Origin of the sequence: Thermosipho africanus Ob7 (genome assembly GCF_003351105.1) — a bacterium.
Taxonomy (GTDB): Bacteria; Thermotogota; Thermotogae; order Thermotogales; family Fervidobacteriaceae; genus Thermosipho; species Thermosipho africanus.
Genome location: NZ_NKRG01000001.1, coordinates 310,943 through 324,661 on the forward strand (window position 1 = coordinate 310,943; position 13,719 = coordinate 324,661).

Genomic DNA, 13,719 nt, shown 5'->3' on the forward strand with positions numbered 1-13,719 from the left:
TATTTATCACCTAAATGTATTTTGAAATCTCACCAATTTCTTGAGCAATTATATCAGGTTTTATATTTTTTATATCACTCTCTTTTGCTTCACCAGTTAATACTAAAATGGTCAGCACTCCAGCTCTTTTGCCAAGAAGAATATCCGTATAGAGTCTATCTCCAATTACACATGTTTCTTCTTTTTTTACATTATTTTTTTGCATGATCATTTCAAGAATTAATGGATCGGGTTTTCCAAATATTATGTCTGGCTCTTTTCCAGTAGCCTTTGTGATTATACTTGCAATTGCTCCTGTATCAGGGATAGGTCCATCTTTTGATGGACAATTTAGGTCAGGGTTTGTTAGAACAAACAATTTTCCTTTTGAAACATAATTACAAGCCTTAGCTAGTTTTTCATAGTTTAAAGTAGTATCAAATGTAACAACAACAATATCAGGTTCTTCACTATCTACAACCTTATGTCCAATATTTTCAAATACTTGTTTAATTGCCTTGTTTCCTACAAGATATATTTTTTTGGGTCCAAATTTTTCAATCAAATATTCAGCAGTTTCAATGCCAGCAGTAAAAATTTGATCAGCATTTATTGAAAGACCAGCGTTTTTAAACTCTAATAAATAATCATCAATTGATTTGTTTGAATTGTTTGTCAAGAAAACAAATTTTTTGTTTGCTTTTAAAACAGTGTTTGCAAACTCAATTGAACCAGGGAAAAGCTTTCCACTTAAGGAAAAAGTACCATCGATGTCAAGAACGAATAACTTAACATTCTCTAATTTTTTAAGAGAATCTTTTATAAGAATTTTCATTTTTTCACCTCAAAAGATATTATACTATTATTTTTGTTTTTTAAGAAGGATGAACATTAATGGTGCACCAATAAACGATGTAACAACACCTATTGGAACTTCAATGGGAGAAGCTATTGTTCTAGATATGGTGTCAGAAAAGGAGAGAAAAATTCCACCAAGTAAGATACTGCCAATAAGGCTGTATTTATGTTTTGAACCAGTAAGAATTCTTGCAGCATGAGGAATTATTAAACCAACAAAGCCGATTATTCCAGTTTTTGATACAATTACCGATATTACAAAAGACCCTGCTAAATAAAAGAACCACTTTATTTTTTCAACATCAACACCAAGAATTTTTGCTTCCTCTTCTCCTAAAGCAATTGCATCGAGTTCTCTGTTTTTTATTAATGCAATAAAAAACAGTACAATTACCGATATTGCTGGAATTGTTAAATCATTTATTGTTGTACCAGAAAGACTTCCAAAAAGCCAAACATATGCGCTTGTTAAAGTTTTACGTGAGAGATTTATTAATAAGATTGTAGCAGATGAAAATATAGTACTAATTAATACACCTGAAAGAATAAGGTGAGTTATAGGAATTATTCTCTTTCTTTTTGCAAGAATAATTGTTAATAGTGAAGCAAGTAATGAAAATGCAAAAGAAAATACATTGACACTGACGGTTCTGTTCAATGAAACAGCAACATAAAGTGCTAAAACTGCACCAAAACCGGCCCCTGAAGATGTACCAATTAGATAAGGATCAACAAGTGGATTTTTCATAATTGTTTGGTAGATGTTTCCAACAAGTGCAAGGCCTGAACCAGCTATTAGGCTCATTAATATTCTTGGAAATCTAACATTCCATATGAGGAATTTTATTTTCTCATTTTCAGGATTAAATATTTGAGAGATTGGAATTTTCACAGTTCCTATAGAAAGATTTATAAGAATTACTAAGAAGAACAAGACTGGAAGGATGATCCTTCCAGTCTTATAAATGTTTATTTTAGTCATTATTTTCCTCCATAAAAGAAGTTATAAAAAATTTCAAGATATTTTACTATATCTGGAGATATTGAGCTTATGTCGTTGCCATCAATAACAAATATTTTGTTGTTTTTAACGGCCTTAAGGTTTTTAAATATTTCATGCGATTTTATTTGCTTTATAGTTTCATCTGCGCTAATGTATGATGCGACAATTATTATATCAGGATCATTGTATGTTAAAAATTCCCAATTTACAGAGAACCATCCATTATTACCAGAATAAGGAGCACAAATATTTACTCCACCTGCGTATGTAATCAATTCATTTACATAAGAGCCAGTTCCTGCAGTCCAAAGGTCTTTTGTTTCATTATTTGGAACTGTTATTGTGAAAAAGACTTTTGGTCTTTTTTCAAGAGGCACTTTTGAGCTCTTTACACCATAGTCTGAAATTGTTTGTTTTATTTTATTTGCAATTTCAGATGCTATTTGTTCTTTACCAAATACATTTCCAAGAAGCATTACATCTCTTGCAACGTCATTTAGTGTTGTAGGATTTAAAACAAGTGCTTTAATACCGAATTTTTCTAGCTTTTGAACTTCTGGAAGTTGAAAACCACCGAAAGTGATTACAATGTCAGGATTTAATGAAATAATTTTTTCTATGTTTAGTGGTACCATATTTCCAATTTTTTCAGCATTAAAAGAATCCCAATCTGTAACACCAACTATATTCTCTCCAAGACCAAGTTTTACAAGAAATTTTGTAGAGCTTGGAGCAGCAGAAACTATCCTTTCAGGTATTTTATCAAAGCTTACCAATCTTCCGGCATCATCAACAATAGAGAGTGCAAATATAAATGTAGTTAATAAGACACTTAAAAAAATAGCCAATCTTTTCATCCTTTATCCCTCCTATATAATATTTTAAAGAAAAATGCCCACCCTTAGGGACCGCAAAGGTGGATTGCTTTCCTTTCAAATAAGGTATCCCGACTTCCGGATCATCCTACTCTCCACGCCTTCCCAGGAAATATCCCAGTGGCATTTTGTGGATTTCGTCCCCGGTTACGGTGGCGTCCCCGTGCCGGACTTTCACCGGCTTCCCTTATTTGAAAGGGAAAATATTAAGTTGCTGCAAATAGATTATAACACTAATATTGTTCTTTTGCAATTTGTCTTGCAATCTTGTCTATTTCAAAAATTTCTTTAAAATCATTTATATTTCCATTTATTTTTTCGCATGTGTTTATGACTATATCAGCTATTTTTGAAAATTTTATTTGACCATTTAGGAATTTTTCTACAGCAATTTCGTCAGCTGCATTGAAGGCTATTCTTTTTGCAAGTTCCTTAATTATACTTCTTCCATAGAAAAAAGCAGGATATTTTGAGGGATTTACATCTTCAAATATAAAATTTTTACTTTCAAAATTTGGCCAATTTTTATTTTCGTATAATCTATTTGGATAACTTAGTGAGTAAGAAATTGGAATTTTCATATCTGGAAATCCAAAATGAATTTTTACAGTCCCATCTTTTAAAAATACAGCTCCATGAACTGTTCCAGTTGGATGTATTTTTACCTCAATATTTTCCAATTCAAAGAGTTCGAAAGCTTCAATTACTTCAAATGCTTTATTTACCATTGTTGAAGAATCTACAGTTATTTTTTTACCCATACTCCAAACTGGATGGTTTAATATATCTTCGACTGATAAATCATCTATATTTTCTTTATCTCTTATTGCACCACCAGATGCAGTTATTAATATCTTTACCACACTTTCATCAAATATCTGAAAAATTGCAGAATGTTCACTATCAACTGGTATTAGCTCAACGTTATTTTCTTTACAAGCTTTTTTTACAAATGGACTTGCACAGACCAAAGCTTCCTTTGTAGCAAGTGCAAGCCTTTTTGTGTAAGGTATAGAATCAATTGTTGCAAGAACACCATCAAAACCAGGTATTGCAGCAACTACAATATCAGGTTTGATTTTTTCCACCATATCTTTTATAGAACTTACATTATATTTTACAGGAGAGTAAAAGTATTCGACTTTAAAATCTTTTATAATTTTTTCAGCAAGAGTAGTATTCTTCCCGAAAGCTATACCTTTTACTCTAAAGTTATCAAGTTTTTTAATTACTTCAAGAGTTTGCATTCCAATTGATCCAGTTGCTCCTAATATTACAACGGTTTTTTCTTCCATCTAAAGTAAATCACCTCTCCTTTTTCTACATGTATTTTTATTTTTTCAGCCGTTGTTTCGTTACTTACACCTATTGGATTTTCTATACCCATGTTACCATTGAAGGGATATTTAAAACCTTCTATCATAAAAGTTGAATTACACAAAGGAATAAAAGACCATATTTCACCTATTTTAACTTCTTTTTCAAGTGTATTATTTTCTTTTAAAATTGCAGATTCTAACTTTTCGGAATTTAAGTAAATATTTGCATCAAATTTTTTTAAAAGTCCATAGAGTGCAAATATCATATCTATCCTTTCACCTTGGAAATTTATTATTTCTATTTCTTTAAAACCGTTTTCAAGAGCATATTTTATAGCAAGTTCGCAATCTGTTTCATCCTTTTCTTTGGGGTATTCGATAATTTTCACAGATTGTTTTTTTAAAAAATCTATCGTTTCATTGTCAATAGAGTCAAGATCACCTATTACGATGTTTGGCAATATATTTCTTTTTTTGAGTAACTTTGCTCCACCATCAACAGCTATTATGTGGTTTGTGTTTAAAACTAATGTTTCATCAATATTACCATTTAAAACAATTGTTGCCTTCACTATATCCCTCCTAATGTTATAATATATACAAGAAAATTATATCATGGAGATGAAAGAATGATAGTAAGGGCAAAAAATTTAACAAAAGTGTATGGTAAAAAGGAAAAATTTGAAGCTTTAAAGGGTGTTAACCTTGAAATAAATGAAGGTGAAATTCTTGCTATTTTGGGGCCATCTGGTTGTGGTAAAACTACTCTTTTAAATTGTCTTTCAGGACTTGATGAGCCAACATCAGGTGAAGTTGAAGTTCTTGGAAAAAGACTTGACAGAATGAATGAAGAGGAAAAAACAATTTTTAGATCCGAAAACATGGGGTTTATTTTCCAATTTTTTAATCTTATACCAGTTCTAACTGCTGTTGAAAATGTTGAGATTCCTTTGCTGATTTCAAAGAACGGAACTCCAAGTGAGATTAGAAAAAAAGCTCTTGAGTGGCTTGAAAGGTTACATATACTTCATAGGAAGAATGCTTATCCGTCAGAAATGTCTGGTGGTGAACAGCAAAGAGTGGCTATTGCAAGGGCATTGATTAATAATCCAAAGATTGTTTGGGCAGATGAACCAACTGGGGCGCTTGATACAAAGAATAGTCAAGAGATAATCGATTTAATCATTAATATGAATAAAGAGCTAGGAACAACATTTGTTATTGTCACTCACGATATAAATGTTGCAAAAAAGGCACATAGAATTATTAAAATGGATAGTGGGCAAATAGTTTCTGAAGAGATTCTTGTGAGAGGATGAAGGAATGTATATTCCATTGTTAATTGAAGACTTTTTAGATGAAATATTGAATATAAAAGATCACAAAGCGTTAATTGAATATGTGGAGGATAATTTTGAAAAAATAGATGATCCTTTAAAAGAAGATCCTGAAGTTTTCAAAAGACTTCAGGAATTTTATACATACATTGTTGAAATGAAAAATCTTCCAGAAAAAAGGATTCAAAAGAGATTGAGTTATATTCCAGGAATGGTTAAAAGATTTAAGTTGATGCATTTGGTTTATAAAGTTGAAAAATCTTCTGATTTAAAACCACTTGATACACCTATAAAGTATGTTAAGGGAATAGGTCCAAAAAGAGCTCAAAAATTTTTAAAGCTAAATGTGAATAATGTTGAGCAACTTTTAAACTTTTTCCCAAGAGACTATGAAGATAGAAGAAGAATTATTCCTATTCCTTTGCTTCGTGAAGATGATAAAGTTGTTACAACAGGAAAATTAACCGGGGTTGAAAAAATAAAAAAAGGTAATTTAACTATTGTTAGTGCTGTTTTATCCGATGGAATGTACCAAATTCTTTTAAAATGGTTTAATCAAGACTTTATGGAGGGAATATTAAAAGGCCTTTTGAGAAAGAAACTATATGTATTTGGTACGGTTAAAAAAGGATTTTATGGAAGTTTGGAGATTCACAATCCAGAAATTGAGCTTTTTAATGAGAGTAAAAGAGAGATTTTTCCAATTTATCCGTTAACTGAAGGATTAAATCAAAATACTGTAAGAAGAATTATAAGTGAAAATATTTATAATATTTACAATTTCAAGGAGCATTTACCTGATGATCTAATTTCAAAGAGAGACTTATTAGATGTTTACCAAGCTTATACTGGAATGCATTTTCCAAGGAGTAATTTTCATAAAAAAGCGGCAAGGTATAGACTTGCATATGAAGAAATTTTATATCTTCAAGTTGCATTTTTACTGTCTAAAAAAGAAAATGAAAAAATAGGTGGAATATCTAAAAAATTTAATGGAAAATATTCAACAGAGCTTATAAATTCTCTTTCTTTTGAGTTGACAAATGCTCAAAAGAAAGCATACGAAGAAATTAAAAATGATTTAAAATCGGATAAACCAATGAATAGATTACTCCAGGGAGATGTTGGTTCTGGAAAAACTATTGTTTCAGAACTAGCAATGCTTGATAACTATGAAGCAGGTTTTCAATCAGCGGTTATGGTACCAACTTCAATTCTTGCTATTCAAAACTTTAAAAAGATTTATGATCATTTTTCAAGATTTGGAATAAAGGTTGCGCTTTTAATTGGAGCAACTTCAAATTCTGAAAAAGAACGTATAAAACAAAGATTAAAAGATGGTGATATTGACGTTGTAGTTGGAACACATGCCTTAATTCAAGAGGATGTTCATTTTAAGAATTTAGGTTTGGTTGTAATAGATGAGCAACATAGATTTGGTGTTGAGCAAAGAAAGGAACTTATCAGTAAAGGAAAATTGGTAGATACGTTGGTTATGACAGCGACACCTATTCCTAGAACACTTTCTCTTTCATTGTATGGTGACTTAGATGTGTCGATTATTGATGAAATGCCAAAAGGGAGAAAACCAATAAAGACATTCGTTGTTCACCAATCAAAAATTGAAGAAGTGTATAAATTTGTAATAAGTGAAGTGGAGAATGGTGGACAAGCATATATTGTCTATCCGTTGATAGATGAATCAGAAAAATTAGCAGTTAAATCTGCTACTTCAATGTATGAGGTTCTTACAAAAGAGTATTTTCCTGATATTCCTGTGGGACTTATTCATGGTAAAATGAGTGACTCAGAAAAAGATGATATAATGTACAAATTTGCATCTGGAGAGATTAAAATACTTGTTTCTACAAGCGTTATTGAAGTTGGAATTGATGTTCCACAAGCTACAGTAATAGTAATTGAAAATGCAGAACGTTTTGGACTTGCTCAGCTTCATCAGCTAAGGGGAAGAGTAGGAAGGGGAAACAAACAGTCGTATTGTTATTTAACAGTTGGAAATGTTTCAAGGGAAGCCTTTGAAAGGCTAAATTTCTTCGCATCAACGAATGATGGATTTAAAATTTCAGAATTTGATTTAAAACTAAGAGGTCCTGGCGAATTTTTGGGAGTAAGACAGCATGGACTTCCAGAATTTAAAGTTGCAGATATCATAAATGATATTGGCATAATAATGGTGGCGCGGGAAGATGCAAAATACATTATTGAAAATGAAGAAAAATATAGAGATTTAATTAGTTATGTCAAAGATTTATATAAAGAACGATTGAAATTGTTAGATGTTGGTTAAACGAGGTGATAATTTGGTTTTAAGAGCTTCCTATGGAACTTTATCATTGCTTGGGCTTGTGAAAAATAGCAAAATTAAAATGGATACAGCTTATTTTATGCTTGATGGTCGCTGTATGTTTAATTGTGCATTTTGTGCACACGCAAGAGATGCAAGAACGGAAAATAAATTTCTTTCAAGAATAGTCTGGAAAGAAATTAGTGTTGATATGATTGAAAAACTTGATGTAAAAAGAATATGCCTTCAGGTTGTAAGCTATAAAGGTTATAAGGAAGATCTTGAAAATTTACTTTTAAAGCTAAATGGAAAGAAAGTTTCAGTTTCAGTAAGAGCTCTTTCGATGAAAGAAATAGATAGGTATTTTGAACTTGGAGCAGATGCAATAGGTTTGTCATTTGATGTTGTAAACAAAGAATTATTTGAAAAAATACGAGGTGGAAAGTTTGAAAATACACTTGAATTAATTAAAAATGCAGCAAAAAAATATCCAGGGCATATTACTACTCATGTTATAGTAGGACTAGGTGAGACTGATAAAGAACTTATAGAATTTTTTTACATGATGAAAGAACTAAACGTATTAGTTGCCCTTTTTTCTTTTACTCCAATTAAAGGAACAGCTTTTGAAAATTTACCTTCACCAAGTATGGAAAGATACAGAAAAATTCAGTTGGCAAGGTATTTAATATTTGAAGAAGATGTTCCAAAAGATGTATTTGTTTTCAATAAAGAGCGGTTGGAAAAAATTAATTATCCTTTTAAGAAAGGAATTGGAAAGGCATTTTTAACCTCAGGTTGTAGTCATTGTACAAGGCCGTATTATAACGAAAAACCTTCAAAAGAGCCTTACAATTATTTTGAATATGCTAACAATCTTGAAGAAATAGCAAAGAAGGTGCTTGAATGAATTTTTATAAAGAAAGAAAAAAGCATCCACTTGTTCTAAATGTGCCTGCATTGTTAATTGTTGATGTTCAAAGCTATTTTACTGATAGAGAAAGTTCTGCATATTTAGATGGGATTGAAAATATATATGAAAATATAAAAAAACTTTCAGAAAGATTTTTGCAAAAAGGATACCCTGTGATATCAACAATACACAAAGGTGGAGCTTTACAAATGCAGAGATGGTGGGGTAATAAAGTGGATGAAAAGTGGGCAAAACCTTATTTTAAGTCGAACGAATATGTGTATATAATAAAAGATACTTATGATGCTTTTTATAATACGTATCTTGAAAAAGTACTAAGGCTAAAAAATGTAACTGATATTATAATTACCGGAGTTATGACACACTTGTGTTGTGAGACAACTGCAAGAAGTGGTTTTGTAAGAAATTTTAATGTGGTAATGGTTGAAGATGCGCTTTGGGATAAAGATGAATTTTATCATTTTTTGTCCTTAAAATCTTTGGCACACGGTTTTGCACATATTTGTAAAACGGAGGAAGTATTGTGCAAGTTGGAATAATTGGAGCGGGTCCTGCTGGAATTTCAGCTGCTGTTTTTTTGAAAAGATATGGAATAGATGTAGCATTGTTTGAAAAGAAAAGAATTGGTGGACTTATAAATAACGCATGGAGAGTTGAAAATATTCCATTTTTTCAGCCGTTACCTGGTAAAAAAATTGTTGAGAATATGAAATCATATTTGGAGCTTTATAACGTTAATATAATATTTGAAGAAGTGAAAGAGGTATACGATAAAAGGATTATAACTGAAAAAGATACGTATTATTTTGATTATATAATTGTTGCATCAGGAACGGTTCCAAACAGAATTGAGGAATTAGAAGGAAAAAGAGTATACTACGAATTTTTGGATTTACCGGATAATATTGAATCAGTTGCAATATATGGTGCGGGCGATGTAGCTTTTGATGGAGCAATACAAGCAAAAATTTTAAGGAAAAATGTTCATATTTTTAATAGATCAAATAGGATAAAAGCTCTTTCACGACTTGTTAATATTGCAAGTAGTTTGGGTGTAATATATCATGAAAGTGAGCCAATAAAAATCGTAGAAAACAAAGAAAATTATGTAATAATACATACAAAAAAGTCTGTTTACAAATTTGATGCTTTACTACTTGCAACAGGCAGAAAAGTAGATTTATCATTTTTAAAAACTGATAAAGTATTTTTAATAGGTGATGTTGCTCATCCAAATTTTAGACAGGCTTCGATAGCCATGGGTGATGGTATAAAAATTGCAATGAAAATCATCGGGGAGGGAAAGGTGTGAAAATTTTAGAAAAATTTGGAAAAGAAGAAATAGCATATGTTTATTTAGGAGAAACTTCAAGAGGAAATTTGGTTGAATTTGTTGAATCTATTCAACCACCTATTCCGAGAGATGAAAAATGGGTTTTAATTGTCTCAACGTTGAATGGTTGCCCAGTGCAATGTATGATGTGCGATGCAGGAGGTTTTTATAAAGGAAAGCTTACAAAAGAAGAGATTTTAGAACAAATTCTATACCTTGTAAATACAAGGTATAGTAAAAAAGTCCCAGTTAAAAAATTTAAAATACAATTTGCACGTATGGGAGAACCGGCTTTAAATAATGAAGTTTTAGAAGTTTTAAAAGAACTGCCTGAAATTTTGGACGCACCTGGCCTCTTACCATCAATTTCAACAGTTGCTCCAATTGGGACCGATGATTTTTTTGAAGAATTGTATGAAATAAAAGAAAAATTTTATAGAAGTAGATTTCAATTACAATTTTCAATACATAGTACTGATGAAAAGCAAAGAGATAAAATAATTCCTATTAAAAAATGGAATTTTGAAAAGATAGCATTGTATGGAGAAAAATTTGTTAGAGAAGGAGATAGAAAAGTAACACTTAATTTTGCACTTGCCAAAGAAAATATAGTTGATTCTAAAGTTATAAAAAGCTACTTTTCACCGGAAAAATTTTTAATTAAGATTACACCTGTTAACCCGACGTATTCAGCTATTAAAAATGGATTACATTCTGATATTGATTTAAATAATTTTATGCCAGTTAATCACAAAAATTTTGTAGAGGAATTAAAAGAATATGGTTATGATGTATTAATCAGTATAGGAGAGTTGGAGGAAAATAATATAGGGAGTAATTGTGGGCAATATGTTCAAAAACATTTATTGGAAAAACAAAAGATTGAGAATGCATATAATTTTGTAAAATAAAAAAATATTTATGGTATAATATATCCAGGGAGGTGATTATATGGGAGAAAATAACATTTTAATGTGGGTAGGAGTAGGTGTATTAGCAGTTGCTTTAGTTGTTGGTGTAGTTTTCCTTATTATGCCTAAAGATCAGTATATTACAGCACAAGGAATTAAGATTTGGAAACTTCCAAAAGAAGCAGAAAATGTCCAGATTAATTATTCTCAAGAGGCAAAAGTAGCTCAGCTTGCAAGAGAAGGAAGGCTTTTCTTATTTGAAGGAGTAAATGTCGGTGGCGGAGTAAACATGACAATTGCTGAAAATGCTGCAAGAACACAAGCATTAGGAAAAATTGCAGAGTTTTTAAATGCAAAGGTAGAAACCTTCAGAAAAGTTGTTGAAGGACAACTTCAGAGTGTTCAAACAAATTCCGGAAATGAAGAAAACAATCAACAATTGGTAGAAGCTGCTGTGTCAGCATATAAAGGAATTACCAAGGTTATGGCGGAGGCTATAGTAAGTGGTGCTTTAAAATATGCAAGTTGGGAAGTAAGAAAAGGAAACGTTGTAGAGCTTCATGTTCTTTATTTCTATGATCCTACAAACTTGCTTTCAATACTTGAATCACAAGCACTTGTAAGTGATTCTGTGAAAAAATTGGGCAAGCAGGGAGTTGACTTCTTTAAAGCATTAAATTCAGTATTAGATGAAGCATCAAAAGGAACTCCTCTTGCTGGTGAATAATTAATGAAGATCTGATATTAAAGGGGCTGAATTTTTTCAGCCCCTTTTTTGTTATAATTGTAGCTGGAGGTGAAATATATGGAGTTTATTGATTTGAGAAGTGATACTGTGACAAAGCCAACTGATGAAATGAGAAAAGCAATGGCTTATGCAGAAGTTGGTGATGATGTATATGGTGACGATCCTACAGTAAATAAACTTGAAAAACTTGCAGCTGAAATATTAGGAAAAGAAGCTGCATTGTTTGTTCCAAGTGGGACATTTGCAAATCAGCTAGCGCTTTTTACGCATTGTAATAGAGGCGATGAAGTAATAATTGGTGATGATTACCATATTGTTCAGCATGAAGCAGGTGCTGCTGGTATAATATCAGGAGTACAGCTTAGAACAATAGAAACGGATAGAGGAGCATTAATTCCAGAAGTAGTTGAAAAAAAGATAAGAAAAGTAGATGATATTCATTATCCTAAAACAGGTCTTATTTGTCTTGAGAATGCGCACTCTAATGGAAGAGTAATTAGACTTGAAAATTATGAAAAAATAAGAAATATTGCAGAGAAATATAAAGTTCCAATCCATCTTGATGGAGCGAGAATATTTAATGCTGCAACGTTTTTAAAAATTCAAGCAAGTGAAATTGCAAAATATGCTGATTCTGTAAGTTTTTGCCTTTCAAAAGGTTTGTGTGCACCGGTTGGATCACTACTTGTGGGAAATAAAGAATTTATTGAGAAAGCAAGAAAGAAAAGAAAAATAATGGGTGGAGGATTAAGACAAGCTGGAATTTTAGCAGCGGCAGGTATTATTGCTCTTGAAAAGATGATATTTAGACTAGAAGAAGACCATGAAAATGCAAAGTATCTTGCACAAAAGCTTTTAAATTTTGATTTTATTGAGATTGTAGAAGATGTAGAAATTAATATGGTATTTTTTAAGATAAATAAGCAATTTGAAGAGGAAGACTTTGTTAAGTACCTGTTTGAAAATGGTATAAAAATAAATCCGTCTGATGACGGAATATTTAGGTTTGTTACACATTATTGGATAAAAAAGAAGGATATTGACTATGTAATAGAAAAAATGGAGAAATATTTTACTGCTCAACAGTAAATTTAAATGTTGTTTTGTGGTAATAAATATCACCTTTTTTTAGTATTACATTTGGAAAGTTTTTTTTGTTTGGTGAGTCAGGGAAATATTGTGTTTCAAGGCAAAGTCCGGAATGTTTTTTATATACATTTCCGGACTTTCCAATAATATTGTCAAGGAAATTTCCCGTGTATAATTGGATTCCTGGTTTTGTTGTTGATACTTCCAATTTTATTCCGGTTTCTAAAGAAGAAACTACTGCGGCAATTTTTGACTTGTTTAATACAAAATTTACGTCATAATCAATTTTTTCTAGCATTTTTCCTAGAGTTTTTGGTTGTTTAAAATCATAGGGGGTATTTTCTACAGGCACAATTTCGCCTGTAGGTATCAAATTTTCATCTACTGGAGTGTATGAATCTGCATTTATTTGAATTTTGTGGTCATAAATGCATCCTTTTCCTGATAAATTAAAATAACTATGCTGTGTTAAATTAACAACTGTAGGTTTGTCGGTTTGTGCAATGTATTCGATGATAAGTTCATTGTTATTTGTTAGTGTGTATATTACATTGACTAGCAAATTCCCCGGAAAGCCTTCTTCGCCATCATGGCTTAGATATTTTAGCTTTAATTTTGGACCATATGGAGTAATTTCAGTAGATGTTTTAAAGATTTTAGTATGAAAACCCCCTATCCCCCCATGTAAAGAATTTTTACCATCGTTTAGTGCAAGCTGGTATATTGTATCATCAATTTTAAATTGTCCATTTTTTATTCTATTTGCATATCTTCCGATAACTGCGCCAAAATAATATTTATGATTTAGTTTTTCGTATTCTTCTAAACTATCAAAACCTAAGACAACATCAACATATTTTCCAAACTTATCTTTAACCCATATGTTAGTAATTATTCCTCCAAAGTTTAAGGCTTTTACAATCATTCCATTTTGATTTTCCAATGTATATTGAAATACGGGAGTTCCTATTTGTGTTTTTCCAAATAATTCTTTAGTAATTTTTCCAAACATAAATATTTCTCCTTTT

Annotated in this window: 14 protein-coding genes and 1 riboswitch; of the genes, 8 read left to right on the forward strand and 6 right to left on the reverse strand. The window is 31.1% G+C overall.

Features of this window, described 5'->3' with window-relative positions; all coding sequences use genetic code 11:
* Positions 1–10 precede the first annotated feature (10 nt).
* The 5 genes from OB7_RS01605 to OB7_RS01625 form a co-directional block, all read right to left on the reverse strand.
* Positions 11–814, reverse strand: a complete 804-nt coding sequence (locus OB7_RS01605) for an HAD-IIA family hydrolase (RefSeq protein WP_012579448.1) — start codon at positions 812–814, stop codon at positions 11–13.
* Positions 815–841: 27 nt separating this feature from the next.
* On the reverse strand, positions 842–1,819 hold the full coding sequence (locus OB7_RS01610) for a FecCD family ABC transporter permease (RefSeq protein WP_114702334.1): 978 nt from the start codon (positions 1,817–1,819) through the stop codon (positions 842–844).
* Positions 1,819–2,697, reverse strand: coding sequence for an ABC transporter substrate-binding protein (locus OB7_RS01615; protein ID WP_012579446.1), 879 nt, complete (start codon positions 2,695–2,697; stop codon positions 1,819–1,821). Before OB7_RS01615 ends, OB7_RS01610 begins: the two co-directional genes overlap by 1 nt.
* Before the next feature lie 62 nt (positions 2,698–2,759).
* Positions 2,760–2,924, reverse strand: a riboswitch (cobalamin riboswitch).
* Positions 2,925–2,948: 24 nt separating this feature from the next.
* Positions 2,949–4,010 carry a 1-deoxy-D-xylulose-5-phosphate reductoisomerase gene (locus OB7_RS01620; protein WP_114702335.1) on the reverse strand — a complete coding sequence of 354 codons (1,062 nt, stop codon included), beginning with the start codon at positions 4,008–4,010 and terminating at the stop codon, positions 2,949–2,951.
* Positions 3,989–4,606, reverse strand: a complete 618-nt coding sequence (locus OB7_RS01625; protein WP_004103812.1) for a thiamine diphosphokinase — start codon at positions 4,604–4,606, stop codon at positions 3,989–3,991. Before OB7_RS01625 ends, OB7_RS01620 begins: the two co-directional genes overlap by 22 nt.
* Positions 4,607–4,663: 57 nt before the next feature.
* Here OB7_RS01625 and OB7_RS01630 point away from each other — a divergent pair, with 57 nt between their 5' ends.
* The 8 genes from OB7_RS01630 (at position 4,664) to ltaE (ending at position 12,691) form a co-directional block, all read left to right on the forward strand.
* Positions 4,664–5,353, forward strand: coding sequence for an ABC transporter ATP-binding protein (locus OB7_RS01630; protein WP_012579444.1), 690 nt, complete (start codon positions 4,664–4,666; stop codon positions 5,351–5,353).
* Positions 5,354–5,357: 4 nt separating this feature from the next.
* Entirely contained in the window at positions 5,358–7,679 is a 2,322-nt protein-coding gene (recG, locus tag OB7_RS01635) for an ATP-dependent DNA helicase RecG (RefSeq protein WP_211305588.1), read from the forward strand.
* 13 nt (positions 7,680–7,692) lie between these two features.
* A complete protein-coding gene (gene lipS2 / locus OB7_RS01640) occupies positions 7,693–8,586 on the forward strand; it encodes a LipS2 family lipoyl synthase (RefSeq protein WP_114702336.1) in 894 nt (297 codons plus the stop codon).
* The gene (locus tag OB7_RS01645) at positions 8,583–9,149 is read left to right on the forward strand and encodes a cysteine hydrolase family protein (protein ID WP_004103806.1); all 567 of its coding nucleotides are present in this window, start codon (positions 8,583–8,585) and stop codon (positions 9,147–9,149) included. The genes lipS2 and OB7_RS01645 overlap by 4 nt, the downstream gene beginning before the upstream one ends.
* A complete protein-coding gene (locus tag OB7_RS01650) occupies positions 9,134–9,922 on the forward strand; it encodes an NAD(P)/FAD-dependent oxidoreductase (protein ID WP_012579440.1) in 789 nt (262 codons plus the stop codon). Before OB7_RS01645 ends, OB7_RS01650 begins: the two co-directional genes overlap by 16 nt.
* Entirely contained in the window at positions 9,919–10,854 is a 936-nt protein-coding gene (locus tag OB7_RS01655; protein ID WP_114702337.1) for a radical SAM family protein, read from the forward strand. The genes OB7_RS01650 and OB7_RS01655 overlap by 4 nt, the downstream gene beginning before the upstream one ends.
* 40 nt (positions 10,855–10,894) lie before the next feature.
* On the forward strand, positions 10,895–11,581 hold the full coding sequence (locus tag OB7_RS01660; RefSeq protein ID WP_004103800.1) for a hypothetical protein: 687 nt from the start codon (positions 10,895–10,897) through the stop codon (positions 11,579–11,581).
* 78 nt (positions 11,582–11,659) lie between these two features.
* Positions 11,660–12,691 (forward strand): low-specificity L-threonine aldolase, encoded by a 1,032-nt coding sequence (gene ltaE / locus OB7_RS01665; protein ID WP_114702338.1) that lies wholly within the window; start codon positions 11,660–11,662, stop codon positions 12,689–12,691.
* On the opposite strand, the gene OB7_RS01670 is transcribed toward ltaE, so the two are convergent.
* Positions 12,675–13,703: an aldose epimerase family protein gene (locus OB7_RS01670; RefSeq protein WP_114702339.1), complete on the reverse strand. Its 1,029-nt coding sequence runs from the start codon at positions 13,701–13,703 to the stop codon at positions 12,675–12,677. The genes ltaE and OB7_RS01670 overlap by 17 nt on opposite strands.
* Between the last annotated feature and the right edge of the window lie 16 nt (positions 13,704–13,719).

Bases quoted from the DNA above. Each gene is read 5' to 3' on its own strand.
- OB7_RS01605 (WP_012579448.1), bottom strand. From the start codon at position 814: ATGAAAATTCTTATAAAAGATTCTCTTAAAAAATTAGAGAATGTTAAG.
- OB7_RS01610 (WP_114702334.1), bottom strand. From the start codon at position 1,819: ATGACTAAAATAAACATTTATAAGACTGGAAGGATCATCCTTCCAGTC.
- OB7_RS01615 (WP_012579446.1), bottom strand. From the start codon at position 2,697: ATGAAAAGATTGGCTATTTTTTTAAGTGTCTTATTAACTACATTTATA.
- OB7_RS01620 (WP_114702335.1), bottom strand. From the start codon at position 4,010: ATGGAAGAAAAAACCGTTGTAATATTAGGAGCAACTGGATCAATTGGA.
- OB7_RS01630 (WP_012579444.1), top strand. From the start codon at position 4,664: ATGATAGTAAGGGCAAAAAATTTAACAAAAGTGTATGGTAAAAAGGAA.
- recG (WP_211305588.1), top strand. From the start codon at position 5,358: ATGTATATTCCATTGTTAATTGAAGACTTTTTAGATGAAATATTGAAT.
- OB7_RS01645 (WP_004103806.1), top strand. From the start codon at position 8,583: ATGAATTTTTATAAAGAAAGAAAAAAGCATCCACTTGTTCTAAATGTG.
- OB7_RS01660 (WP_004103800.1), top strand. From the start codon at position 10,895: ATGGGAGAAAATAACATTTTAATGTGGGTAGGAGTAGGTGTATTAGCA.
- ltaE (WP_114702338.1), top strand. From the start codon at position 11,660: ATGGAGTTTATTGATTTGAGAAGTGATACTGTGACAAAGCCAACTGAT.
- OB7_RS01670 (WP_114702339.1), bottom strand. From the start codon at position 13,703: ATGTTTGGAAAAATTACTAAAGAATTATTTGGAAAAACACAAATAGGA.